Origin of the sequence: Paenibacillus sp. PK3_47 (assembly GCF_023520895.1) — a bacterium.
GTDB lineage: Bacteria > Bacillota > Bacilli > Paenibacillales > Paenibacillaceae > Paenibacillus_AQ.
In genome coordinates this window covers 496,543-521,639 of record NZ_CP026029.1, presented here as the reverse complement: position 1 = coordinate 521,639, position 25,097 = coordinate 496,543, and the positions used below count along the sequence as shown (strand labels likewise).

Annotated in this window: 27 protein-coding genes; 21 read left to right on the top strand and 6 right to left on the bottom strand. The window is 53.0% G+C overall.

Features of this window, described 5'->3' with window-relative positions; translation table 11 throughout:
* Nucleotides 1-308: 308 nt before the first annotated feature.
* The 3 genes from C2I18_RS02500 to C2I18_RS02490 all read right to left on the bottom strand — a co-directional run bounded on the left by C2I18_RS02500 (nt 309) and on the right by C2I18_RS02490 (nt 1,645).
* The gene (locus C2I18_RS02500) at nt 309-875 is read right to left on the bottom strand and encodes a DUF2812 domain-containing protein (protein ID WP_249899717.1); all 567 of its coding nucleotides are present in this window, start codon (nt 873-875) and stop codon (nt 309-311) included.
* A gap of 3 nt (nt 876-878) precedes the next feature.
* A complete protein-coding gene (locus C2I18_RS02495) occupies nt 879-1,196 on the bottom strand; it encodes a PadR family transcriptional regulator (protein ID WP_249899716.1) in 318 nt (105 codons plus the stop codon).
* A gap of 143 nt (nt 1,197-1,339) precedes the next feature.
* A complete protein-coding gene (locus C2I18_RS02490) occupies nt 1,340-1,645 on the bottom strand; it encodes a DUF2627 domain-containing protein (RefSeq protein WP_249899715.1) in 306 nt (101 codons plus the stop codon).
* A 168-nt stretch (nt 1,646-1,813) separates the two neighbouring features.
* On the opposite strand from C2I18_RS02490, the gene lpdA reads away from it, so the two are divergent.
* The 5 genes from lpdA to lipB all read left to right on the top strand — a co-directional run bounded on the left by lpdA (nt 1,814) and on the right by lipB (nt 7,802).
* Nucleotides 1,814-3,235: a dihydrolipoyl dehydrogenase gene (gene lpdA, locus C2I18_RS02485; protein WP_249899714.1), complete on the top strand. Its 1,422-nt coding sequence runs from the start codon at nt 1,814-1,816 to the stop codon at nt 3,233-3,235.
* A 197-nt stretch (nt 3,236-3,432) separates the two neighbouring features.
* Complete coding sequence (locus C2I18_RS02480; RefSeq protein ID WP_249899713.1) at nt 3,433-4,464, top strand: thiamine pyrophosphate-dependent dehydrogenase E1 component subunit alpha; 1,032 nt, start codon at nt 3,433-3,435, stop codon at nt 4,462-4,464.
* Nucleotides 4,465-4,467: 3 nt separating this feature from the next.
* The gene (locus C2I18_RS02475; RefSeq protein ID WP_249899712.1) at nt 4,468-5,454 is read left to right on the top strand and encodes an alpha-ketoacid dehydrogenase subunit beta; all 987 of its coding nucleotides are present in this window, start codon (nt 4,468-4,470) and stop codon (nt 5,452-5,454) included.
* Nucleotides 5,455-5,607: 153 nt separating this feature from the next.
* Nucleotides 5,608-7,026: a dihydrolipoamide acetyltransferase family protein gene (locus C2I18_RS02470; RefSeq protein ID WP_249899711.1), complete on the top strand. Its 1,419-nt coding sequence runs from the start codon at nt 5,608-5,610 to the stop codon at nt 7,024-7,026.
* A 68-nt stretch (nt 7,027-7,094) separates the two neighbouring features.
* The gene (lipB, locus tag C2I18_RS02465) at nt 7,095-7,802 is read left to right on the top strand and encodes a lipoyl(octanoyl) transferase LipB (RefSeq protein ID WP_249899710.1); all 708 of its coding nucleotides are present in this window, start codon (nt 7,095-7,097) and stop codon (nt 7,800-7,802) included.
* Between the two features lie 52 nt (nt 7,803-7,854).
* Here lipB and prli42 read toward each other — a convergent pair whose 3' ends face one another.
* Nucleotides 7,855-7,956 carry a stressosome-associated protein Prli42 gene (gene prli42, locus C2I18_RS02460; protein ID WP_249899709.1) on the bottom strand — a complete coding sequence of 34 codons (102 nt, stop codon included), beginning with the start codon at nt 7,954-7,956 and terminating at the stop codon, nt 7,855-7,857.
* Nucleotides 7,957-8,050: 94 nt separating this feature from the next.
* Between prli42 and C2I18_RS02455 the strand changes: the two genes are divergently transcribed.
* Entirely contained in the window at nt 8,051-9,178 is a 1,128-nt protein-coding gene (locus tag C2I18_RS02455; protein ID WP_249899708.1) for a M20/M25/M40 family metallo-hydrolase, read from the top strand.
* A 99-nt stretch (nt 9,179-9,277) separates the two neighbouring features.
* On the opposite strand, the gene C2I18_RS02450 is transcribed toward C2I18_RS02455, so the two are convergent.
* A complete protein-coding gene (locus tag C2I18_RS02450; protein ID WP_249899707.1) occupies nt 9,278-9,451 on the bottom strand; it encodes a hypothetical protein in 174 nt (57 codons plus the stop codon).
* Between the two features lie 76 nt (nt 9,452-9,527).
* Here C2I18_RS02450 and C2I18_RS02445 point away from each other — a divergent pair, with 76 nt between their 5' ends.
* The 15 genes from C2I18_RS02445 (at nt 9,528) to sigF (ending at nt 23,759) form a co-directional block, all read left to right on the top strand.
* The gene (locus C2I18_RS02445) at nt 9,528-10,100 is read left to right on the top strand and encodes an NUDIX domain-containing protein (RefSeq protein ID WP_249899706.1); all 573 of its coding nucleotides are present in this window, start codon (nt 9,528-9,530) and stop codon (nt 10,098-10,100) included.
* Entirely contained in the window at nt 10,091-11,293 is a 1,203-nt protein-coding gene (locus C2I18_RS02440; protein WP_249899705.1) for an endonuclease Q family protein, read from the top strand. Before C2I18_RS02445 ends, C2I18_RS02440 begins: the two co-directional genes overlap by 10 nt.
* A 92-nt stretch (nt 11,294-11,385) precedes the next feature.
* Nucleotides 11,386-12,018, top strand: coding sequence for a stage II sporulation protein M (gene spoIIM / locus C2I18_RS02435; protein ID WP_249899704.1), 633 nt, complete (start codon nt 11,386-11,388; stop codon nt 12,016-12,018).
* Between the two features lie 696 nt (nt 12,019-12,714).
* Nucleotides 12,715-13,182: a ferric iron uptake transcriptional regulator gene (gene fur, locus C2I18_RS02430; RefSeq protein WP_249899703.1), complete on the top strand. Its 468-nt coding sequence runs from the start codon at nt 12,715-12,717 to the stop codon at nt 13,180-13,182.
* Nucleotides 13,183-13,467: 285 nt separating this feature from the next.
* The gene (locus C2I18_RS02425; RefSeq protein WP_249899702.1) at nt 13,468-13,701 is read left to right on the top strand and encodes a DUF4227 family protein; all 234 of its coding nucleotides are present in this window, start codon (nt 13,468-13,470) and stop codon (nt 13,699-13,701) included.
* A gap of 165 nt (nt 13,702-13,866) precedes the next feature.
* Nucleotides 13,867-14,760, top strand: coding sequence for a site-specific tyrosine recombinase XerD (xerD, locus tag C2I18_RS02420; protein ID WP_249899701.1), 894 nt, complete (start codon nt 13,867-13,869; stop codon nt 14,758-14,760).
* Between the two features lie 292 nt (nt 14,761-15,052).
* Complete coding sequence (deoB, locus tag C2I18_RS02415; RefSeq protein ID WP_249899700.1) at nt 15,053-16,231, top strand: phosphopentomutase; 1,179 nt, start codon at nt 15,053-15,055, stop codon at nt 16,229-16,231.
* A 46-nt stretch (nt 16,232-16,277) separates the two neighbouring features.
* The gene (locus C2I18_RS02410) at nt 16,278-17,102 is read left to right on the top strand and encodes a purine-nucleoside phosphorylase (RefSeq protein WP_249899699.1); all 825 of its coding nucleotides are present in this window, start codon (nt 16,278-16,280) and stop codon (nt 17,100-17,102) included.
* 65 nt (nt 17,103-17,167) lie between these two features.
* Complete coding sequence (locus C2I18_RS02405; RefSeq protein ID WP_249899698.1) at nt 17,168-18,028, top strand: purine-nucleoside phosphorylase; 861 nt, start codon at nt 17,168-17,170, stop codon at nt 18,026-18,028.
* Entirely contained in the window at nt 18,028-19,359 is a 1,332-nt protein-coding gene (locus C2I18_RS02400) for a pyrimidine-nucleoside phosphorylase (protein WP_249899697.1), read from the top strand. Before C2I18_RS02405 ends, C2I18_RS02400 begins: the two co-directional genes overlap by 1 nt.
* Nucleotides 19,360-19,619: 260 nt before the next feature.
* The gene (locus C2I18_RS02395) at nt 19,620-20,633 is read left to right on the top strand and encodes an acyltransferase family protein (RefSeq protein WP_249899696.1); all 1,014 of its coding nucleotides are present in this window, start codon (nt 19,620-19,622) and stop codon (nt 20,631-20,633) included.
* Nucleotides 20,634-20,804: 171 nt separating this feature from the next.
* Nucleotides 20,805-22,010: a D-alanyl-D-alanine carboxypeptidase family protein gene (locus C2I18_RS02390; RefSeq protein WP_249901981.1), complete on the top strand. Its 1,206-nt coding sequence runs from the start codon at nt 20,805-20,807 to the stop codon at nt 22,008-22,010.
* Between the two features lie 173 nt (nt 22,011-22,183).
* The gene (gene spoIIAA / locus C2I18_RS02385) at nt 22,184-22,537 is read left to right on the top strand and encodes an anti-sigma F factor antagonist (protein ID WP_249899695.1); all 354 of its coding nucleotides are present in this window, start codon (nt 22,184-22,186) and stop codon (nt 22,535-22,537) included.
* Entirely contained in the window at nt 22,534-22,992 is a 459-nt protein-coding gene (gene spoIIAB, locus C2I18_RS02380; protein ID WP_249899694.1) for an anti-sigma F factor, read from the top strand. The genes spoIIAA and spoIIAB overlap by 4 nt, the downstream gene beginning before the upstream one ends.
* A gap of 11 nt (nt 22,993-23,003) precedes the next feature.
* A complete protein-coding gene (gene sigF, locus C2I18_RS02375) occupies nt 23,004-23,759 on the top strand; it encodes an RNA polymerase sporulation sigma factor SigF (protein WP_249899693.1) in 756 nt (251 codons plus the stop codon).
* A 360-nt stretch (nt 23,760-24,119) separates the two neighbouring features.
* Here the strand turns inward: sigF and C2I18_RS02370 are convergent, their stop codons facing one another.
* On the bottom strand, nt 24,120-24,767 hold the full coding sequence (locus C2I18_RS02370) for a hypothetical protein (RefSeq protein WP_249899692.1): 648 nt from the start codon (nt 24,765-24,767) through the stop codon (nt 24,120-24,122).
* Nucleotides 24,768-25,097 lie beyond the last annotated feature (330 nt).

Sequence of the window (25,097 nt, the reverse complement as noted above, 5' to 3'; positions counted from 1 at the left end):
TCGTTTCCGCTCGCAGTGGCCGAATGTACACGGTTTTTCGCATACAATGAGCCCGGCTCCCGTCACAGTGGCCCAATGTACTCGGTTTTTCGAGTATAATGGTCTCGTTTCTGCTCGTAGCGGTCGAATGTGCTCGGTTTTTCGAGTATAATGGTCTCGTTTCCGCTCGCAGCGGCCCAATGTACTCGGTTTTTCGCATACAATGAGCCCGGCTCCCGTCGCAGTGGCCGAATGTACTCGGTTTTTCGCATGCAATGGCTCGTTTCCCCTCGAAGTGGTCGAATATCCTCGGTTTTTCCCATAGCCGTTTATCTCCCCATTAAGGACTTAAAGCTCTTACGGTGTCTGTAATAATCCAGCAAACCTTTCAGGCCTGAACCGAGCGACACTAATCCGGCGAACATGAAGCCCCGGCTGCCGTAAATACTGTAAATGACCACTGAAGCAACGAACAGAATGACAGACACTGCTGTCAGCGATAAAGAGTCGGCCATTTTTCTTTTTTCACGGTCACGGTAGGATTCCTTGTCGGAAAAAATCGTTGTATTGCTGTTGCGGGCATCCGTGTAAAAGATATGCTTGGAGTACCCTTTATTCCTGGAAAGTACCGCCCATCCCGTCTCTTCAAACAATTCTATATACTCCTCGTAATCGTCTTTCTTATCAAAGGAACGGAAATCAATCTTATAGATCCGCAGCTTCTGCTCAGGGGACTGGACCGCTTCAAACACATAACGGCAGGCATCAATGTTCTCATTGTCATACTCTCTTAGGATCCAGCCTTCGCCGGCCATGGTTTGCAGCCACTGCTCCTCTTCGCTAAAATTGGTGAATTTTTTATTGATCTTTTTAAGTTCCGTGCTTGTGCTCTTCATAGGTTAGTTCTTCCCTTCCTGCATAATTATTCCGGTCATTTGCACCATCCGCTGGAACCTGCGGAATTCTGCAAGCAGCACTTCTTTTCCCTGGTCCGTGAGGGCGTAGGTTTTCTTTTTGCGGCTGTCTGACTCCTGCTTCACAGCTTCAATCAGCTTCTGCTTTTCAAGATTGTTGAGGACACCATACAGCGTTCCCGGAGATATGACAAAATCGCCTCCGCTTACGCTTTCCAGGCTTTTGATGATGCCGTATCCGTGCAGGGGTTCATGATAAAGTGCCAACAGTACCAAATAAGTGGATTCTGACAAAGGATTCACTGTTTATCCCCATTCCCTATATAATGACACTCGATATATCGATGGACATAGTATATTATCCGATATATCGGGTGTCAAGGTATCAGCTGTCCGTAAAAAAGAAAAAGGCAATTCCGGATGTAACCGGAACTGCCTGGTTTATTTTATGAATTGCTTTCTGCAGCGGGAGGCTGCTGGGATTTTTGTTTTTCCCTGAACCTTGGGCCAACATAATTCTTTTTGCGGTCACGGGTCAGTATCCAGCCTCCGAGAAAGCTCATTCCTGCCGCGAACAGCAGCAGCCCGCCGCCGAAATGCAGCCAGGCAAAATCCGGAGTTGTCGTCTCATCCCCGTGCATGGAGATATAGTTAAAGATATCGTCCTTCATCATGAGGAAGCCTGTCATGGCCAGCAGGCCGGGAATAACCAGTATAAGGATGGCAATGAAGCGTGAAATCAGCAGTTTCATAAGTATCCCATCTCCCCATAAGCCCAGTGGATTCACTCCTATGATAACGCTTTAATGGTTAAAAGTCTATGTATACATGACGTTTATAAGTTTTGTATTAGGCTGAAAAGGGAGTACAATGTAGTAGGTTATGCTGAACTTTTGAGACAATAGTGGGAGGATACATATATGACAATTTCCTGTGACGTGGCCATATTGGGCGGAGGTACCGGCGGCTATGTGGCGGCCATCCGCGCTGCCCAGCTGGGAAAGTCCGTCGTCGTCATTGAAATGGACAAACTGGGCGGGACCTGTCTGCACCGCGGCTGTATTCCAAGCAAATCGCTGCTGCGCAGTGCAGAGGTATACGCTGAAATAAATGAGAGTGAAAGCTACGGAATCGAGACCACCGGCGTGAAGCTGGTTTTCCCTAAAGTGCAGCGCCGGAAGGAAGCTGTGGTTGAGCAGCTGCATCAGGGGGTGCAGTTTTTGATGCGCAAAAACAAGATTCAGGTCATCAAAGGCAAGGGGCGGATTATCGGCCCGTCCATCTTCTCCCCGCGCAGCGGTGCGGTGGCGGTAGAACTGGAAGACGGCGAAATGGAGACGGTAGTCTCCACCAATCTGATCGTCGCTACGGGCTCAAGACCGCGGGTCCTGCCGGGGCTTGCTCCGGACGGGAAAGTCATTCTGAGCAGTGAAGAGGCGCTTACCCTGGAAGAACTGCCTGCTTCAATGATCATTGTCGGCGGCGGAGTTATCGGTGTCGAGTGGGCCTCGATGCTGGTTGATTTCGGTGTGCAGGTCACTGTGGTAGAGGCCGCTGGCCAGCTGCTGCCGCAGGAAGACGAAGAGATTGCCAGGGAGCTTCAGCGCCTGCTCAAGAAACGCGGTGTCAAGGTATTAACAGACACTACCGTTGATGCAGAGACTTGTGTGGTAACAGAGAGCGGAATAACCATTGAAGCGCGCAAAGGAGAGCAGAGCCAGAGCCTGTCCGCTGAGAAGCTGCTGGTCTCGGTAGGCAGAGCAGCCAACATCCAGAATATCGGGCTGGAGAATACCGACATCCGTTTTGACCGGGGGGTTATTGAGGTCAACGCCAACATGCAGACCAATGAGCCGCATATCTATGCGATCGGCGACTGTATCGGCGGATTGCAGCTTGCTCATGCCGCCAGCCACGAGGGTATCCGTGCGGTCGATCATCTGTCCGGCAGCAAGCTGCATCCGTATCATACCCACATGGTGCCGCGCTGTGTTTACACCCGTCCGGAGGTAGCAAGTGTAGGTTATACGGAGAAGGAAGCCAAAAACCTGGGGCATGACGTGGTTACCGGTAAATTTCCGTTCTCCGCCATCGGCAAAGCGATTGTCCACGGCATGAAGGACGGCTTCGTCAAAGTTGTTGCCGACCGCACCAGCGGTGATCTCCTGGGCGTGCAAATGATCGGGCCGCATGTTACGGATCTGATCGGGGAAGCGGCGCTCGCCCAGCTTCTGGATGCAACCCCTTGGGAAATCGGGGAAGCAGTCCATGCCCACCCGACACTCTCGGAGATTATCGGGGAAGCGATGCTTGCGGTGGATGGCAGAGCAACCGGTATATAAAATAACAATCGGGGTCCCAAGACAATGCCGGATGGTGCTTAAGACGGAATTATACGTCGAAATAGCTTCCTGCCGGCTTTTCTTGACTTTTCTTTTTGCCCCGAAAGGGATTATAATGAATGCAGGTTTAGTCTTAGTACCTGGTTATAAGATCAGGGCATAGATGGTTATAAATAATGTTTTTAGGAGGTACCAGAATGGATTCCCAAGGTACTGTAGAAACGGCTAACAGACATAAGCAGCTTGGACTCAGCGACGGCCAGGTCATTGATATGTACAAATATATGCTGATGGGGCGGAAATACGATGAGCGCAGTCTGCTGCTGCAGCGTGCCGGCAAAATCAATTTCCATGTCTCCGGGATCGGCCAGGAAGCGGCGCAGGTTGCCGCAGCGTTTGCACTGGACCGCGAGCAAGATTATTTTTTACCGTATTACCGTGATTATGCGTTTGTGTTGTCTGTCGGGATGACGATGCGGGAGCTGATGCTGTCCGTGTTCGCGAAGGCTGAGGACCCGAACAGCGGCGGCCGCCAGATGCCGGGCCATTTCGGCAGCAAACGGCTGCGGATTGTTACGGGCTCAAGTCCGGTGACGACGCAGGTTCCGCATGCGGTGGGCTTTGCGCTGGCCGCCAAAATGCAGAAGAAAAAGTTTGTCTCCTTCGTAACCTTCGGGGAAGGCTCCAGCAACCAGGGGGATTTTCACGAGGCATGTAACTTTGCAGGGGTGAATAAGCTGCCGGTTATAATTTTTTGCCAGAATAACCAGTATGCGATTTCTGTTCCGGTCCACAAGCAGCTGGCCGGCAAAGTCAGCGACCGTGCGCTTGGCTACGGCTTCCCCGGTCTCCGCGTAGACGGCAATAATCCGCTGGAAGTGTATGCGGCAGTGAAGGAAGCACGCGAGCGGGCTCTCAGGGGTGAGGGGCCGACGCTGATTGAAGCGATGATGTACCGCCTGTCCCCGCACTCCACCTCGGACAATGATCTGGCTTACCGGACCAAGGAAGAGGTTGACGAGAACTGGGCCAAGGACGGCGTTGCCGCTTTCCGCAAGTATCTGACCGGACTGGGCCTGTGGAGTGATGAGCAGGAGCGTGATCTGGCAGCAAGCATTAACCTGGAATTAAAAGAGGCTATTGAATACGCCGAAAATGCGCCGTTCCCGAAACCGGAAGATACGCTGCTGCATGTGTACAGCGATCCTGGCCTTGAAGGAGGAGCATAAATTATGGCGATGATGGAATATATCGATGCCATCCGGCTGGCGATGAAGGAAGAGATGGAGCGGGACGAATCGGTGTTCGTGCTCGGCGAAGATGTCGGTGTGAAGGGCGGCGTATTCACGACCACCAAGGGACTGCAGGAGCAGTTCGGGGAAGAGCGCGTGATGGATACACCGCTGGCAGAATCAGCGATTGCCGGTGTGGCGATCGGAGCGGCGATGTACGGCATGAAGCCGATCGCGGAGATGCAGTATTCGGATTTCATGCTTCCGGCAACGAACCAGATTATCAGTGAAGCGGCCAAAATCCGCTACCGCTCCAACAACGACTGGGACTGTCCTGTCGTCATCCGTGCACCGATCGGCGGCGGGATTTTCGGCGGATTGTACCACTCCCAGTGTCCGGAATCGATTTTCTTCGGAACGCCGGGCCTGAAGATCGTAGCGCCGTATTCGGCTGCTGATGCCAAAGGCCTGCTGAAGGCTGCGGTGCGCGATCCCGATCCGGTCCTGTTCTTCGAGAACAAGAAATGCTACAAGCTGATCAAGGAAGATGTGCCGGAAGGCGATTATATCGTGCCGATCGGTGAAGCGAACCTGCTGCGTGAAGGCAGTGATATCACGGTAATCGGGTACAGCCTGCCGCTGCATTTTGCGATGCAGGCAGCGGAGGAACTGGAGAACGAGCATGGAATTTCCGCTCATATCCTGGATCTGCGCACGCTGCAGCCGCTGGACCGTGAAGCGATCATCGCTGCCGCCCGCAAGACAGGTAAGGTGCTGATTGTCCATGAGGACAACAAGACCGGCGGAATCGGCGGCGAAGTCGCTGCCATTATTGCCGAGCACTGCCTGTTCGAGCTGGACGCGCCGATTTTCCGGCTCTGCGGACCGGATGTGCCGGCCATGCCGATCAGCCCGCCGATGGAGAAATTTTTCATGCTGAGCAAGGATAAAGTGAAGGCGGAAATGCTCCGGCTGGCAGAATATTAAATTGATTTTGATGAGCGCATGATTTTGGTGCGAGTATTGTACGAAGCTTATTCAGGAGAGCAGCACTCACAATACTAAGTAGATGCTTCCGGAGCGAGTTGGTACGAAGTTATACAGTAAGCCATTGCTTACAAAACTTTAAGGAGTGACAATATGTCTGACAATACTAAGCTGACGGACGTAATAATGCCGCAGCTGGCAGAATCACTGGTATCGGCAACGATCGGCAAATGGCTGAAGCAGCCGGGCGATCAGGTAGAGCAATACGAACCGATCTGTGACCTGATCACAGATAAAGTAAATGCGGAGCTGCCGTCCACCGTGGACGGCACGCTGGTGGAGCTGCTTGCGGAGGAGGGCCAGGTTGTCAGCGTCGGCGAGGTGATCGCCCGCATTGCAGTGGCCGCTCCGGCTTCGGCAGCACCTGCCGCATCTGCGGCGCCTGCAGCTCCTTCTGCCGGCAATGCTGCGCCTGCCGCCTCCGGCGCTCCTGCCTCCGGCAGACCGCCAGTGCCTGCGGCAGCAGCCTTTGACGGGAATGCGCCGATGCGCTCCCGTTATTCACCTGCTGTGCAGACCCTGGCGGCAGAGCACGGGCTGGATCTGACGCAGGTGCCGGGCACAGGGCTCGGCGGACGCATCACACGCAAGGATGTGCTGGCGTTCCTGGAAAGCGGCGGTGCCGTGCAGCAGCCTCAGGCAGCCCAGCATGCACCTGCCAGCCGGCAGGTGCCGGAACCGCAGCAGCAGCCGGTGCTGCAGGCCGTTCAGGAAGAAGTACAGGAGGCTCTGCCGCCTGTACGCCATTCCGGCCTGCACCTGAGCGAATCCCCGCGCATCCCGACGATCGAAGTGGAAGGCGGCCGCGGCAGCAGCTCGGAGTATCTGATCGATGTGACGCCGATCCGCAACACGATTGCGACCAGAATGCGCCAGAGCGTATCGGAAATCCCGCATGCCTGGACCATGATCGAGGTCGACGTGACCAATCTCGTCGTGCTCCGCAACAAGCTCAAGGAGGAGTTCAAACGTAAGGAAGGCATTAATCTGACGTATCTGGCCTTTATGATGAAGGCTGTGGTCAGTGCGATCAAGGATTATCCGATCATGAACTCCGTCTGGGCCGTGGACAAAATTATCGTCAAACGCGACATTAACATCGCGCTGGCGGTAGGCACAGAAGATTCGGTTATGACGCCGGTTATCAAGAAGGCTGACCAGAAGAATATCGCCGGACTGGCCCGGGAGATCGACGAGCTGGCCCAGAAGACCCGCGAAGGCAAGCTGCGCCTTGACGATATGCAGGGCGGCACCTTTACGGTCAACAACACCGGTTCGTTCGGCTCGATCCTGTCCTATCCGATCATCAACTACCCGCAGGCGGCCATTCTGACCTTTGAATCCATCGTCAAAAAGCCTGTCGTCATCAACGACATGATTGCTGTCCGCTCAATGGCCAATATCTGCCTGTCACTGGATCACCGGATTCTGGACGGCGTAATCTGCGGACGGTTCCTGCAGCGTGTCAAGGACAACATGGAAGCCTACACTCCGGATACCAAGCTGTATTAAGCACTGCTAAGCCAGCACAGGACTGTATTGTGGACTTTCGACTTTTAATCCAAAGGGGACCTGATGTCATGAACATGCCGGAATTTGCAAAGCTGGAAATTTCATACCACCCCCTGATGGAATACGGTGCGGCGTGGGAGCTGCAGAAGGAAAGGGTTCAGGCCATTGATGCCGGAACCGCATCGGAAAAGCTTATTCTTTTGCAGCATCCGCCCACCTATACTATCGGATCACAGCATCACCCTGAACATCTTCTCCTCAGCAGCGAGCAGCTCCAGGAACAGGGCATTGCCCTGTTTGAAATTGACCGGGGAGGAGATATTACATATCATGGCCCGGGACAGCTGGTCGGTTATCCGCTCATTAAGCTCGGCGAGCACGGCCGGGTCGACCTGCACGGCTATCTCCGCACGCTGGAGTCCGTCATTATTGACTACCTGGCATCCCATGGAATTGAAGGAACACGTAAGCCGGAGTATACCGGAGTATGGGTCGGCGATGAGAAAATTTGCGCAATCGGCGTCAAGTTTAACAAGAGCAAGCACCGCAGAGGGTTCATTACCAGCCATGGCTTTGCTTTTAATGTTACGGAAGGGATTGGCCGCAGCGGCTTCTCGGGAATTATTCCATGCGGGATTGCCCAGTACGGAGTCACTTCGCTGGAAGAGTGCACAGGCCGCTCTTTTGATGTGGCTGAGGTTGCCGGAGAGTTAGTTCCTTATTTTTTGCGGCATTTCGGGTATGAGGGGAGTTGTGCTCCGGAGTACGCCAAATAACGCCAGGGAAATCTCCCTGACGTTATTAATAACGACCCGAGGCTGCGTATGATTAACCGGCCAAAAAGGGCTCGGCCACAAGCAGCAGGGTAGAGGCAATCATCGCGATGAGCATGATGTAAATGACGATTTTGAACCATTTTTGACGTTGCATGTGTGACTCCTTTGGAATTAGTTTAAGTTAAAAGGTATAGATGTTAAGCGTATTACGACTATTGTAACGTATCTGTGAAAGAGAGGGAAGTCCGATGATAGCAAAGGACCGTTTGATCGAAGAATTCATGGAGCTTGTCCGTGTAGACAGTGAGACAGGAAATGAACGGCAGATTGCGGATGTGCTCATTAAGAAATTCAGCGAACTTGGCCTTACGGCGGTCGAAGATGATTCCATGGAACGTACCGGACACGGAGCCGGTAATTTGTTCGTAACCTGGCCTGCCGAGAACGGCGGAGCTGCACCCAAGCTGCTGTTCACCTGCCATATGGACACCGTGGTGCCCGGACAGAACATCAAGCCATCACTCGGGGAAGACGGGTGGATTACCAGTGACGGCAGTACCATTCTTGGTGCAGATGACAAAGCGGGACTCGCTGCATTGTTCGAAGCAATCCGTGTGATCCAGGAGCAGAAGCTTCCGCACGGCCAAATCCAGTTCGTGATTACAGCGGGTGAGGAATCCGGTCTGCTTGGCGCACGTGCCATGGACCCGGGCCATCTGGACGCGGACCTGGGCTTTGCCCTGGATTCCAACGGCGAGATTGGGGCGATTGCCGTAGCCGCACCGACACAGGCGAGAATCACCATGCAGATTTTCGGCAAATCCGCCCATGCCGGTGTGAACCCTGAGGATGGCATCAGCGCCATTCAGGTGGCCAGCAAAGCCATTTCCGCCATGAAGCTGGGCCGCATCGACAACGAGACCACCGCTAACATCGGCAAGTTCGCGGGCGGCGGCCCGACGAATGTCGTCTGTGATCATGTACAGCTGGATGCCGAAGCACGCAGTATTGTACAGGAGAAGGTGAGTCTGCAGATTGAATCCATGCGTGAAGCACTGGAGACAACCGTACGCGAATACGGCGCGGAGAGTGAATTCCGCAGTGAGATCATCTATCCGGCATTCAGCTTCAACGAACATGATCCTGTTGTACAGCTCGCGGACCGTGCCATCACTTCCCTGGGCCTGAAGACCCGTCTGTTCCATTCCGGCGGAGGCAGCGATGCCAATGTATTCAACGGCCTGAAGGTTCCGACAGTGAACCTGGCGATCGGTTATGAGCATATCCATACGACGCAGGAGCGGATCAGAGCCGAGGATATCGTCAAAGCAGCCGAGCTGGTTGTTGCTATTGTACAAGAAAGTGTAAAAGGCTAAGCAGGTACAGTTACTGCACTTGCATGAACCGAAGGAAGGAGCTGTTACCTGGGGATACCCCGGGAACAGCTCCTTATGTTTAGTTATATACGCTTACTGTTAACAGGCTTTATGCTCATTCACATGTGAATCGGCATGCAGCCGCAGAATGTAGGCCAGTGGCATATCACGTCCATACTGCCGGGTCCACCTGGAGAGCACCTCTTTAATCTGCTCCGGTGTACCAACCATAGTGACCGCAGCTTTGCTTGTACGGATAAGGATATCGTTCATGCCTGCATTCCTTCTTTCCCCTTAAGTTTGCTATAATACACCCTATGCAGATCTGAGCTAAAGGAGACCATAAACTATGAAAAAAAATGAAACTCACAGCAATCCGGCGCTGGATGAAGAGACTTTGTCCACGAAGCCTATTTTCGAAGGCAAAATCATATCTTTGCAGGTAGATACCGTAAAGCTTCCTGACGGCAAGACAGCCACCCGCGAGGTCGTCACTCATCCGGGAGCCGTAGCAGTACTGGCCCTGAATAAAGGGAAAATGCTCGTAGTCGAGCAGTACCGGCAGCCGATGCACCGGACAGAAGTGGAAATCCCTGCCGGCAAGCTCGATCCGGGGGAAGATCCGCTTGTTGCCGCCGGACGCGAGCTGCAGGAGGAGACGGGTTATCACAGCGGAGATCTGAAGCTGCTGAAATCGTTCTATACTTCCCCTGGTTTTGCCGATGAGATTATCCATCTGTATGTAACCGACAATGCGCAAGCTGGCGATATGGCTCTGGATGAAGATGAGTTCCTGGAGGTTTCCGAGCTTACGCTGGAGGAAGCATACCAGTACATTGCAGACGGACGGATTGCCGATGCCAAAACGATGATGGCGGTGTACGCATGGCATCTCTACACGCTGACGGGACAATGGCACTGACACCGGAGTTACAGGGCTACTATTGTGATCTGCATGTGCATATCGGCCGCACGTCAGCAGGACAGGCCGTCAAAATCAGCGGCAGCCGCAATCTCACCTTTGCCGGAATTGCCAAGGAAGCGGCTGAACGCAAAGGAATTGAGCTGATCGGCATCATCGACAGCCATTCGCCGGGCGTGCTGCACGACATTCATCAGTCCCTGGAGTCCGGGGAAATGAGCGTTGCCGATGGCGGGGGGATCGCTTACAGGGGAACGACAATACTGCTGGGAAGTGAGATTGAGATCCGTGAACCCGGACATAAGGAATGCCATGTGCTGGCCTTTATGCCGGACCTTACGGCGATGGAAGACTTCAGCGGCTGGATGGGCAGGCATATGCGGAACATCAATCTCAGCTCCCAGCGCCTGTACGCCTCTTCCAGAGATCTGCAGGACGAGATTTACGGGCGCGGCGGCATTCTGATACCGGCTCATATTTTTACACCGCATAAGGGCCTGTACGGCTGTGCTGCTGAGCGGATGGCAGAGCTGTTTGACCTGGAGCGGATTGCGGCAGTGGAGCTGGGGCTCAGTGCGGATTCAGAGATGGCCGGATATATTTCCGAGCTGGACGGGTACTCTTTTGTGACCAATTCAGATGCTCATTCCTTGGGAAAAATAGGCCGCGAATACAATCTCATCGAACTCGCCGGGCCTTCATTCAAAGAGCTGCGTATGGCGCTGGAACGGAAGGATGGGCGGCGGGTCAGCGCTAACTTCGGGCTGAATCCCCGTCTCGGCAAATACCACCGGACCTATTGTGCCGCCTGCGGCAGCATCATTGACGAAGCCTATGCGACCTCGGAGCGCTGTCCGTATTGCGGCAGCCAGAAGCTTGTTAAAGGCGTGTTCGACCGGATTCTCGACATCGCCGACAGGGAGACACCTGTCATCCCGGACTACCGCCCGCCGTACCACTACCAGGTGCCGCTTGAGTTCATACCCGGGCTGGGAAAGGCGAAGATGAATGCGCTGCTGCAGGCTTTTGGCACAGAAATGAATATTCTGCACAGGGCCGCTGAAGCAGACCTTGCCGCTGTAGCCGGAGCGGAGCTAGCCGGACAAATCGTGCTGGCACGCACCGGTAAGCTTTCGCTGTCTGCGGGCGGCGGCGGAACCTACGGCAAAGTAATGAAGCAGGACAAGCTGTAAGCTGCAGCAGGCTGAAGGATTTGCTGGACAAGTCATACCGCGGGACATCTCCTCATATGGTGTAACATATGACCGGAAAGGAGCACGTCCCGATGCGCAGCTTAAGGCAGATGATGAAGGAACAGACGCCTCTTTATATTTTTGTCGCGGTATTATTTCTGGTAGGGGTTGTGTTCGGGGCGCTGATTGTCAGTGCGCTTACACTGGACCAGCAGCAGGAGCTGGGGGATTATTTGGGCAACTTCTTCGTGACGGTTGATCAGCAGGGGCTGCCCGCCGCACCGGATTCCTTCTGGAGCATTGCCGCGCTGAATCTGAAGTGGGTAGGTCTGATCTGGATTCTCGGACTGTCTGTCATCGGGCTGCCCGGTATTCTGATTCTGGATTTTCTGAAAGGTGTGCTGATCGGGTTCACCGTCGGCTGTCTGGTCAGTGAATATTCCTGGCACGGCATGCTGTTCGCCCTGGTCTCAGTTGCCCCGCACAATCTCGTGCTGATCCCCGTGCTCCTTGTATGCAGCGCATCGGCGATCGCATTCTCCCTGCTGATGATCCGCAGCCGTGTGCTGGGCCAGCGGCGTACGCCGGTGACAAGGCCTTTTGCGATGTACACACTTCTCTCCGTCGGGATGGCGCTGCTGGTGCTGGGGATATCGGGTTTTGAGGCGTGGGTGACGCCGACCATGATGAGATGGGTGACCCCAATGCTGGTATTTGCAGGGTAACACCTTAACAGACACCAACCCCTTAAGCAAACCTTTATCTGAAATTCATCCTGTTTTAAGCTTGGAGCTCTATAGTAGTCACATGACCCCCTTACAATAGACCTTGACCCTCGCAGAAGCAGCGCAGGGTCACTTTTTTTGGGGACAAACCTTGATTGTCTGAAGTTGGAATCGCCCTGATACGTTGCCGGAGCCGCTATTATTCAATGAATCCGCTGGAAGGTTGCATTGGATAGACGGAGGTTGTTCTTACCTATCACGTTCAGTTGTCCTTAACGGACCGTAGATCCGTTATTTTCCCGAAAAATGTACACTTCAGCAGGCTAACGGACCACAGGTCTCTTATTTCATCGTTAACAGGCTTTTTCATAGTGGAATTCCCTGCATAACGGAACTGTGGTCCGTCAGCTGTCCGGAACATAGGTTTTTGGAGGAAATAAGGGACCCTGGGTCCGTTAGGGTAAAGCTGCTGTTCCTGTCAAATGGCCGGGTAGCGTGTCCGATAAGATTTTGTCACTCTAATGCCGCCTTAAGCGTTAAGCATGAGGAAAAATACTCAAGTAGCGTACACCTGCATACAGCATGTCTCCTGGTGCAGGACACTAAAACCGTTTGACTTCTCAAAGGGACTCCCCCTATAATGTAAGAAGTGGTTTTGTGCCCGGTGCGGTAATTTTCCAAGGGGGAGGGAGACAGGTGGAAGCCCGGATAGACAAGATAAAGCAACAGCTACAATCCCAAGGATATAAGCTTACACCCCAACGGGAAGCGACCTTAAGAGTGCTGCTGGAGAACGAAGACGATCATTTAAGCGCTGAAGATGTATTTATGCTTGTAAAAGAGAAGGCTCCAGAGATCGGTCTCGCCACCGTATATCGTACCCTCGAACTGCTCAGCGAGCTTCATGTGGTAGAGAAGATTAACTTTGGAGACGGCGTTGCCCGCTATGATTTGCGGACAGATACGGCCAAGCATCATCACCATCATCTGATTTGTGTGCAATGCGGCACCATGGATGAGATTCGTGAAGACTGGCTCGGGCCGCTGGAAGAACGTCTTGAACAAGAGTTTAATTTTACGGTGCTTGATCATAGACTTGATTTTCACGGGATCTGCTATCGCTGCAAGGATAAGAACACGGCAGAAGGCGGTACGCCCGAATAGCTTATAGATGAATTAGTTGAGGAATTACCGCACAAGCTCTCCCCGGTATGCTGCCGGAGGGAGCTTTTTAAATGATTTTTGCAGGCTGGATACATAACATGGATACCTTGTGCATAAAGTGAAGGACGAGTCAGCGCGGGATGGACTGCGCTTTCGAAGCGAGTTTTGTACGAAGCAGCCCATAGCTGCTGATGCTCCCAAAACTGAGTGTATGCTTTCGAAGCAAGTTTTGTACGAAGCAGCCCATAGCTGCTGATGCTCCCAAAACTTTCAGGAGGTATCCAAATGATTATCTCTGTGCCGAAAACGGTGCGCCGGTTGTATTTTATGACACTGATGGTAGCGGTAAGCTGCTTCCTTTATTATGCCCTGAGCTGGGTTAGCAGCTGGGTCAGTCCGATTGATAATTATGAAATTCCGGAAGGAACAGCCGTCAGGGCATTTCAGGAAAGTCCGCCGGGCGGCGGGGGGCTGAATACCGGAGAGCGGCTCCGGCTCTACTATTGGTATGGCGAGTGATTGCTCTCTATAGTTAACGCAAAAGCAGGAAGAAGGTAGAAGCTTGTCGAAACAAGCTAAGGAGGGGCAGGCACAGCAGGTGCCGTGTACCCGGTTATAATACCCTTATGTCTATGTGCTGCAATGCGCTGACAGCAGCCTTGAGCAGACAGGAGCGTGAATGAAATGAAGTCACACTTGCAGCCTTTTATGCAGTATCTGACCGTAGACAAAGGATTGTCTTCGAGTACGCTGGAATCCTACGGACGTGATGTAACACAGTTTCTGGAGTTTGCCGAAGAACGGGGGGCAGCTTCACTGGAGGATATCCGGAGAACCCATATTGTCCAGTATCTCGCCAGCCTGCGGGGTGCAGGACGGGCGACGGCTACTGTGAACAGAAATACGGTGTCACTCCGGGCTTTTTTTCACTATCTGCTGAGAGAACGTCTGATAATGCAGGACCCGACACTGGATATGGAAATGATCAAACCCAGCAAAAAACCGCCGATGATCCTCACCATCGAAGAGATTGAGCGGCTGCTGGCAGCCCCGGATGAAGGAACTCCCCAGGGTTCGCGGGACAAGGCAATGCTGGAGCTGCTGTATGCAACCGGCATCCGGGTCTCCGAGCTGATCTCGCTTAATGTGGAGGATGTGCAGACAGAGCTGAAGTACGCCCGCTGCACAGGAGCCTCGGGGAAGGAGCGGGTGGTACCGATCGGAGCCATTGCCGCCGGGAGTGTAGCCGTGTACACAGCCGGTATGCGGGACAAGCTGCTGCGGGGCAACCCCGATGAGCAGGCCCTGTTCCTGAACAGTTTGGGCGGACGCCTGACCCGGCAGGGCTTCTGGAAAATCATCAAAAAGTATGCCCGCGAAGCCAGCATTGAGCAGGATATCACACCGCACACGCTGAGACATTCTTTTGCCGCACATTTGCTGGAAGGCGGAGCGGATCTGCGTTCTGTACAGCAGATGCTTGGACATTCCGATATTTCCACGACGCAAATATACAGCGGGATTGCCCGCAGAAACATGAAGGAAGTCTATGAGAGCCATCATCCTCGGGCGAGATAAGGCCTGAAGTGATGACTGGAATAAGTGTAAATATTGCTGCTGAATAGTGCACTAACGTGTTAAAAAGATGCTTTTTGTGAGTAAGATAGTTATGATGGAAATATACTGAAAGGATCACCCGGACCCCTGCGGCCGGACAGGTTCTTTCGGAAGAAACGGGTACCTGGCCAGCGGCGCTGTCTGCTGCGGTCTTCGTGGGGAGATTCCTTCACGGGGAAGGTAGAGCCGTTTCTTCTTGTTTTGAAGAAGTTCCCTGAAGAGTATGTACATCAATGAAGGAGTGAAGACGGCAATGTCCTCTTTTAAACGAATCGGATTTATTGTACTAGATAGTGTAGGAATCGGCGAAGCGCCGGATGCTGAAGGATTTGGAGACAAGGGCGCCCATACGCTGGGCCATATTCTGGAGCGTGTGCCTGGCCTTAAGCTGCCGAACCTGCAGAAGCTCGGGCTTGCGAATATTGCTCCGCTGCCTCCGCTGGAAGCGGTGGAAGCCCCTGCCGGATATTATGGCAAAATGCAGGAGGTATCGGTCGGCAAGGATACGATGACCGGCCACTGGGAGCTGATGGGCCTGAAGATCGAGGTGCCGTTCAATGTGTATCCTGATGGATTCCCCGCTGAGCTGATCGAGAAATTTGAAGCGGCAACCGGCCGCAAGGTCATTGGCAACAAGCCGGCTTCCGGCACCGAGATTCTGGTTGAATACGGGGAAGAGCAGATGAAAACAGGTGCATGGATTGTCTACACCTCTGCGGACAGTGTATTCCAGCTTGCAGCACATGAAGATGTTATTCCACTGGAAGAGCTGTACAGCGCCTGCAAAATCGCCCGTGAGCTCACAATGGCTCCGGAGTTCTCTGTCGGACGCGTCATCGCCCGTCCTTATGTCGGTGAACCGGGCAGCTTCGTCCGCACACCGAACCGCCACGATTATGCAGTGAAGCCGCCGGAGCCGACGGTGATGAACGCACTGCAGGACATCGGCAAGGATGTCATCGCAGTGGGCAAGATCAATGATATCTTTACAGGTGAAGGGGTAACAGCAAGCTACCCGACCAAGAGCAATGAACATGGTATCCAGCTTACGATCGACGAGCTGCGCAAGCCGTTTGACGGCTTCCTGTTCACCAATCTTGTAGACTTTGACTCGCTGTACGGCCACCGCCGGGATCCGGAAGGATACGGCCGTGCCCTTGAAGTCTTTGACCAGGCGGTGCCTGAGCTGCTCTCAACTCTAAGCGAAGATGATCTGCTCATCATCTCTGCCGACCACGGTAATGACCCGATCCACAGCGGAACGGATCATACACGTGAATATGTGCCGCTGCTGGTCTACAGCCCGCGCTTCAAGAATCCGGGCAGCCTCGGCATCCGTCAGACCTTCTCGGATGTGGCAGCAACGATCGCCGAGAACTTCGGGGCAAAAGCGCCGCAGTACGGGACAAGCTTTTTGGCGGAACTTAAGTAAATACCCGTTATAAACCATAAGGACTAACCTCAAGGAGGCAACAATCATGGAAGCAGTAACGCAAAACAACATTCAGGAAGCAGCGGTATATATCAAGGATAAATGTACGGTGGCACCGGAAATCGGGCTGATTCTCGGCTCCGGTCTCGGTGTACTGGCAGATCTGATCACTGATGAAGTGGTTATCCCCTACAATGAGATTCCCCATTTCCCTGTATCCACAGTGGAAGGACATGAAGGCGAGCTTCTGATCGGCATGATCGAAGGCCGCCGAGTAGTGATGATGAAGGGCCGGTTCCACATGTACGAAGGCTACGGTCCGGAGACAACGGCATTCCCTGTACGGGTTATGAAGGAGCTGGGAGTAACCAGTCTGCTTGTAACCAATGCTGCGGGCGGAGTGAACACGGACTTTACGCCTGGCGATCTGATGCTGATTACCGACCACCTGAACCTGACCGGACGCAACCCGCTGATGGGACCTAACGATAATGCGCTTGGCGTACGTTTTCCGGACATGTCCACCGCGTACAGTCCGCGTCTGATCGCTGTGGCCAAAGAAGCTGCAGCAGAGCAGGGTTTTGAATTCAAGGAAGGTGTGTACGCCGGACTGCTCGGACCGAACTATGAAACACCTGCCGAAATCGTCATGCTGCGCCGCCAGGGTGCGGATGCGGTAGGAATGTCCACCGTATCGGAGACCATCGTGGCCCGTCATGCCGGAATTGAAGTGCTGGGTATTTCCTGCATCACCAACATGGCTGCCGGAATTCTGGAGCAGCCGCTGAACCATGCAGAGGTGATGGAGACAGCGGAACGTGTGCGTGAACGCTTCCTGAAGCTGGTTCTGGCATTCATTCCTAAGATGTAATCTCGGGTCTGAAGCGCCTGATTGTATAATATCAATCCACAATTTATATCCGGGAGGATCAACTTATGACACAAGCAACTATCCCTTATGGTACGCAGGTAAAAGAAGCGGCCGAATATATCAAATCCAGATTCGGACAATACTCCCCGAGCATCGGGCTGATTCTCGGTTCAGGCCTCGGCGATCTGGGCGATCAAATCGAAGATGCAGTCTATCTGCCGTATGAAGAAATCCCGCATTTCCCGCGTTCCACGGTGGAAGGCCATGCCGGCCGGTTCGTCATCGGCAAGCTGGAAGGCAAGGATGTCATGATTATGCAGGGCCGTTTCCACTATTATGAAGGCTATGAAATGCGCAAGGTAGTGCTGCCTGTATATGTAATGGCCAAGCTGGGCATCGGCACACTGGTCATCACCAACGCCGGCGGCGGTATGAACAGAGCGTTCAAAGCCGGTGACCTGATGCTGATTACCGACCACCTCAACATGACCGGTGACAACCCGCTGATCGGGCCGAATGATCCGGAGCTGGGGGTACGCTTCCCGGATATGTCCCGTGCCTATGATCCGAAGTATATTGAGCTTGCCAAGAAGCTTGCGCCTGAGGTGAAAGGTGTTGACGGCGAAGCGCTGGTGCTGCAGCAGGGTGTCTATGCCGGTATCAGCGGCCCTACTTATGAGACACCGGCCGAGCTCAAAATGCTCGCATACCTGGGCGGAGATGCTGTCGGCATGTCCACCGTACCGGAAGTCATTGTAGCCAGCCACAGCCAGCTGCGTGTGCTAGGCATCACCTGTATCACTGACATGGCGATCGGAGATGAGCTGGAGCCGCTGACCCATGAGCAGGTGGTAAAAGTCGCTAACCTGACCAAACCGAAATTTATCGGTCTTGTCCGTGCCTTTGTGCGTGAGGTGCAGGTATAATGCGTGCGGTTGACCTGATCCAGAAAAAACGGGACGGCGGAGAGCTGACCCGTGAAGAAATTGCCTTTCTGATCCAAGGATACAGCAAGGGTGAAATTCCGGATTATCAGATTTCGGCCTGGGCGATGGCTGTCTATTTCCGCGGAATGAACGCCCGTGAAACCGGCGATCTGACGCTGGAGATGGCGATGTCCGGAGACCAGGTGGATCTGAGCCCGATCGCCGGAATCAAAGTAGACAAGCATTCGACCGGCGGCGTAGGCGACAAAACAACAGTCGTTCTGGCACCGCTTGTCGCTTCGGCCGGCGTGCCGGTAGCCAAAATGTCCGGCCGCGGACTCGGACATACCGGCGGCACGCTGGACAAGCTGGAGTCCATCAGCGGATTCTCGGTAGAGATGAAGCGGGAGCAGTTCTTCAGCCAGGTCGGCGAGATCGGCGCGGCTGTTATCGGCCAGTCCGGCAACATTACTCCAGCCGACAAGAAGCTGTATGCACTGCGTGATGTAACAGCAACTGTGGAATCCATTCCGCTGATCGCCAGCTCCGTCATGAGCAAGAAAATTGCCGCCGGCGCTGACGCCATCGTGCTTGACGTCAAAACCGGCAGCGGCGCATTCATGAAAACGCTGGATGATTCGATCGCCCTGGCCCAGGCCATGGTCGATATCGGTACGCACCTTGGCCGCAATACGGTTGCGGTCATTAGCGATATGGATCAGCCGCTGGGCTACGGCATCGGTAATGCGCTGGAAATCAAGGAAGGCATCGAGACCCTGAAGGGCCACGGACCGAAGGATCTGCAGGAGGTCTGCCTGATTCTGGGCAGCCAGATGCTTGTGCTTGGCGGCAAGGCGAAGGACGAGGCCGAAGCGCGCGCCATTCTGCAGTCCCATATTGAGGACGGCAGCGCCCTTGACAAGTTCAAGCAGCTGGTCGCTGCACAGGGCGGAGATGTCTCCCAGGTCGAGGCGCCGGACACTCTTCCTTCCGCGCGGAAGTTCATTGAGGTCAAAGCGGCATCTGCCGGTTATATCGAGAGCATCCAGGCCGAAGAGATCGGCGTAGCTGCGATGCTGCTCGGCGCAGGCCGCGAGACCAAAGAATCGCTGATTGATCTGGCTGTCGGCATCCAGCTCTCCTTGAAGGTCGGGGACGCAGTATCTGCAGGCGATACGCTGGCAGTGCTGCATGTGAATGACGCCAGTGAGGGCAAGGTGCGTGAAGCTGAAGCCAAGGTGCTGGAAGCTTACCGCATCACCTCTAATCCTGTTCCTCCACAGCCTTTGGTATTTGCACTGGTGACCAAAGACGGGGTAACCCGGTATTAGGGAATCTTTTCAGAATAGACCCTGATATGTCTAATGCAGGGCCAACATTTCAGCTTAATTGAAAGCCGTAGGGAGCAAATAATGCTCCTTGCGGCTTTTATGCGTTTTTTAGCGCGAATCGGTGGTGTTTGATCTCCCGTATATGACCCCGGACACACTTGTGACGTAAGTCCCAATTTATTGTTGAAAATTGAATTATAAGGTTAATTCTCCTATACTTAAATATAAATTAAACTAGACTGGGAGGAGTTGGAAGATAAGTGGAAAAACGGCGTGAGCTGTGGATAGATGCAGCCAAAGGCTTCAGTATTGTTTTTGTAGTCATGGGACACTCCGGCGACGCGGTAGCGAATCATTATTTGTCCTGGTTCCGAATGCCCCTGTTCTTTCTGCTCAGCGGACTGGTTTTCAAACCGATTGACCCCGGGCGTTACGCCGGCTGGGCAGTGAAGAGGACGAAGGGGCTGATGACTCCCTATTTTGCCTACGGACTCCTCATTGCGGCTGTGCTGCTGCTGTTTAACCTCAATATCATGGGTTTTGCCGAAAATCTCGCGAGACTTCTTTATGGCGGCCTGTCGCTGACCGGACCTTATGGGGTATTCTGGTTCATTACCTGTCTCCTGTTTACGCAGCTCCTCTTCGGATTTATCGTCAGATATTCAAAAAGAACGCAATTCCTTCTAATTGCTTCCGCCTACGCCATATCCCACCTGATTTCCCTCACCTCCCTAAAACATTTCAATCTCCCCTGGAACATGGATGTTGCGCTGCTGGCCGTCACTTATTATGCGATCGGTTATTACGGGCGGACAATGATCCCTGCGCTGATCCGTACCCGCACTGCTCTGGCTGTATTGCTGCCGCTATGTGCTATTGTTTTTGCCATGGAATTTGCCGGTGTAATCAGCTATAGTCTCAACATGAAATATAAAGAATATGACGCAATTGTCCTTGATCTGGCAGTCCCGCTGCTGATTTCCCTGACGATCTGTACGGCTGTGTACCATCTTTCCAAGCTGCTCCCGCTGACATGGCTGGGGAATTTGGGACGCAACACGATTGCGGTCATGTACCTGCACTTGCCTGTGAATTACGCGTTAAAATATCTTCTCGGCGCAGATTACGGACTGCTGATGTTCACCGCTGCGGGCGTTGGCATACCGCTGTTGGCAGCTTTGTGGGCAAGCCGTTATCCGGCATTGTCCAGGCTGTATCTTGGACATGCGGGCGGACGCCGCCCGGCCGTGAACTATGGAGAACGTCTGCACTAGCAGCTCATATAGACAGCCGTAATCCGGGTCCCCGTTAAAGGAGCATTTACACCGTCCAGGGTAACTGCTCCTTACGGGGATTTTTGCGGTGTAATGGAATAATTTCCAGCCTTTCTGACGACACTGAAACACAGTACCTGTGAAATGAAGGTCTACGTTCAGGAGGGGAACATTTTGAGAAAATTGCGTTATTGGATGCTCGTGTTGTGTATTGCCGTTTCGGCTCTAGGATCGGCCGGGAGTGTATATGCGGAGGAAAAAGCCAAAGCAGGCACCGGCAGCAGCAATGCTCCGGCTGTGGACCTGGCGCCTAGTGCACGTTCCGCCATTTTGATGGATGCAGCCACCGGTACAGTCATTTATGAGAAAAACAGTCATGACAAGCTGCCGCCGGCCAGCATTACCAAAATTATGACCATGCTGCTCACCGTCGAGGCGCTTGACAAAGGAACTTTGAAATTGACCGATATGGTGCGGACGAGCGAGTATGCGGCTTCTATGGGCGGTTCGCAGATTTTTCTGGAGCCGGGTGAAGAAATGACGGTGGACGAAATGCTCAAAGGCATCGCGATGGCCTCAGGCAATGATGCTTCTGTAGCGATGGCGGAGAAAATTGCCGGCTCGGAGAGCGCTTTTGTCGACCTGATGAACAAAAAGGCGGAAGAGCTGGGGCTTAAGGACACGCATTTTGCCAACTGTAACGGCCTGCCGGCTAAGGATCACTACTCCTCCGCCCACGACATTGCCGTCATCAGCCGCGAGCTGCTGAAGCATGAACGGATTATTAAATATACCGGCTCCTACCAGGATTATTTGCGCAAGGATTCGGCCAAGCCGTTCTGGCTGGTGAACACGAATAAGCTGGTACGCTTTTACACAGGGGCTGACGGATTGAAGACAGGTTATACCTCTGAAGCGAAGTTCTGCCTCTCCGCTACAGCGTCCAGAGACGGACTGCGTGCAGTGGCGGTTGTGCTCGGGGAGCCGAACACCAAGACCCGCAACAGTGAAGTATCGGGCATGTTCGACTATCTCTTTTCACAATACAAAATGCACACGGTTCACAAAGCAGGCGACGCCATCGGGACACTGAAGATTGAAAAGGGCGTGAAAAAAGAGCTGCCGATCACTGCTGAAGAAACCTACAGCGTTCTGCTGCGCAAAGGCGTTACCCAGGAGGGAATCCGCCACAGCGTGGAACTGCCGGCCAGCATCAAAGCTCCGGTTGCCAAAGGACAGACCGTCGGGAAGCTGGTAGTCTATCAGGGGACAGAGGTAATCAAGGAATATGAGCTGAAGGCAGGCGAGGATGTACCTAAGGCAGGCTGGTGGAAGCTGTTCAAGCGTACAACGGGATCGCTGTTCACGATTGATTAATTTCTTGTTTTTTGTAGATTCCCCTTGTGTCTTCTGTAGATTCATAGGGGTTTTCTTCTAGTTTTGTCGGGGGGCAGGATTCCTCAATTGCCATGTAGAAAACCTTGTCCTGAAGGGGAAAAGAACATTAATTCAGGGCGGTTTCAATAGCAGCGAAGAGGAGAGTGGCAAGCATGAATTCTCATGTGGAGATGGAGCATCACCGGGGTGTGCTGATTGTCAGGTTATTTGGAGAGCTGGATCATCACGCAGCCGATTATGTACGTTTGGAAATGGACGAGGCGATTATGCGGGGCCAGGTGGAGCATCTGATCCTCAGTCTTAAAGATCTGCAGTTTATGGACAGCTCAGGCCTTGGGGTTATTCTTGGCAGGTACAAGCTGATTCGCAGCAAAGGCGGAAAAATGGCAATCTGCGATGCGACCGCGCCTGTGAAGCGGCTGCTGGATATGTCAGGCTTGTTCAAGATCATGTCCTTATATGATGATGAGAGTGCTGCACTCTCGGATTTGGAGGTTGCGTTATGACAAAGAGTGAAGCTGCAGGAAACTTCATGAGTGTCCAGTTCGCCGCCCTGTCGGAGAATGAATCGTTCGCGCGAGTCGTGGTGGCTGCCTTTATTTCGCGGCTTGACCCTACGATGGAAGAGCTGAACGATCTCAAAACCGTCGTATCGGAAGCTGTCACCAACTGTATCATTCACGGCTATGACAGCAACCCAGAAGGCATCGTCAGTATTTCGGCCAAGATCGAGAATGAGACCGTCTATCTTAAGATTGAGGACCAGGGGAATGGAATTGAAGATCTGGAACTCGCCCAGCAGCCGCTGTATACGTCCAAGCCGGAGCTGGAGCGGTCGGGTATGGGCTTTACGATTATGGAGAGTTTCATGGATGAATTTGAAGTCACCAGTGAAGCAGGCCGCGGTACGTCCATTTCTATGAAGAAAACCATCGTCTCGAAAAAAGCTTTATACAATTAGGGGTTGGAGCCATGGATACAGAGTCAAAAAAAGCTCCGCCGACCTACTTGGACGATGCGGAGGTCAAACGTCTTATTGCACTCAGCCAGGCCGGAGATAATCTGGCCCGTGATACGCTTGTAAGCTGCAATATCCGCCTCGTCTGGTCGGTGGTGCAGCGGTTCATGAACCGCGGGTATGAGCCGGATGATTTGTTCCAGATCGGCTGTATCGGGCTGCTGAAGTCCGTCGATAAATTCGATCTCAGCTATGAGGTCAAATTCTCCACCTATGCGGTGCCGATGATTATCGGGGAGATCCAGCGTTTTCTGCGCGATGACGGAACCCTGAAGGTCAGCCGCTCGCTCAAGGAGATGGCGAATAAGGTCCGCAAGATGAAGGATGAGATGTCCAAAACGCTCGATCGTCTGCCGACGATCGGCGAAGTCGCAGAGGCACTGGGCGTAACACCGGAAGAAATCGTGTTTGCCCAGGAAGCCAACAAGCCGCCGACCTCGATTCACGAGACCGTGTTCGAGAACGACGGCGATCCGATCACCCTGATTGACCAGATCGCCGACGATACACAGGAGCGATGGTTCGACAAGCTGGCGCTGAACGAAGCCATCGGCGCCCTGACCGAGCGCGAGCGGCTGATCGTCTATTTGCGCTACTACCGCGACCAGACCCAGTCCGAAGTCGCCAGCCGCCTCGGCATCTCGCAGGTCCAGGTGTCGAGGCTGGAGAAAAAGATCCTCGCGAACATCCGCGAGCAGATTGCGCAGTAGGGTCTGCGGAGCCCGCTGGACTTTGCCTCACCCCGTATAAGCGGGGAAGAGCAGGAGCAGCGTCAAGAGAGGCGATAGCAGACTTGAATGATAGTATGTGTGGACGAGCGGTGTAAGGTTACGGACACGCGTATGAGCATGAGCAAGTGTGAGTCTGGGTATGAGTAATGAGTTCGAGTAATGAGTATGAGTGTGAGTAGTATGAGTAAAGTATGCTCATGAGTATGATCATGAGTCTGAATATGAGTAGTATGGGTAGAGTGTAGTATTAAGTAAGTAAGTATGAGTATGAGTATGAGTGCGGTATTAAGTAAGTAGGAGTAGAGTGTAGTATTGAGTATGTATGAGTATGGAAAGAACTTAGTGGCGATCTGCAGTGAGAGTATGACGAAGTATGTGACGGGTGCAGTAACTGGTACGGTGTTGAGCCGCCTCGGGAGAGGCGGTTTTTTTGTGTAATGGGGTGGATATGGCTCCTGCTGAAGGCAGGGAGGAGTAAAGATACTCGCAGCTGAAATGAACGGGAAAAGTCCCGTTGATTTCACCGAAACCAGGTAGATGGCTGAAATGAGCGGGAAAAGTCCCGTTGAATTCACCGAAACCAGGCAGATAGCTGAAATGAACGGGAAAAGTCCCGTTGATTTCACCGAAATCAGGCAGATAGCTGAAATGAGCGGGAAAAGTCCCGTTCATTTCGCCGAAACCAGGCAGATAGCTGAAATGAGCGGGAAAAGTCCCGTTGATTTCACCGAAACCAGGCAGATAGCTGAAATGAACGGGAAAAGTCCCGTTGATTTCACCGAAACCAGGCAGATAGCTGAAATGAGCGGGAAAAGTCCCGTTGAATTCGCCGAAACCAGACAGATAGCTGAAATGAGCGGGAAAAGTCCCGTTGATTTCACCGAAATCAGGCCCAAGGCTGAAATGAGCGGGAAAAGTCCCATTGAATTCGCCGAAACCAGGTGGTGGAGATAAATGGAAATCACATATACCTTTGAATTTGCGCAAATTGGTCGATTTGGGGAAATGAAAAGCACATATACCTCCGAATCCTTGGATCTAGGGCGGATAGGTGAAATGAAAGGTACTAATACCTTTGAATCCGCATAAATCGTGCAATATGGTGAAATGAAAGGCACAAATACCACCGAATCCGCACCAATCGTTCATAATGGATCAGGAAATAAGAAAAGCCCCGCCTTCATCAAGAAGAACGGGGCTCCAGCCAAACCACAGGACGTTTCAAGCATTAGGCTTAAGCATGATAGTGTAACCCTAGTAATTTAATCTTTAGTAATTCAAGCCAAGTAATTTAAAAACATTAGGCGAGTTTATTCA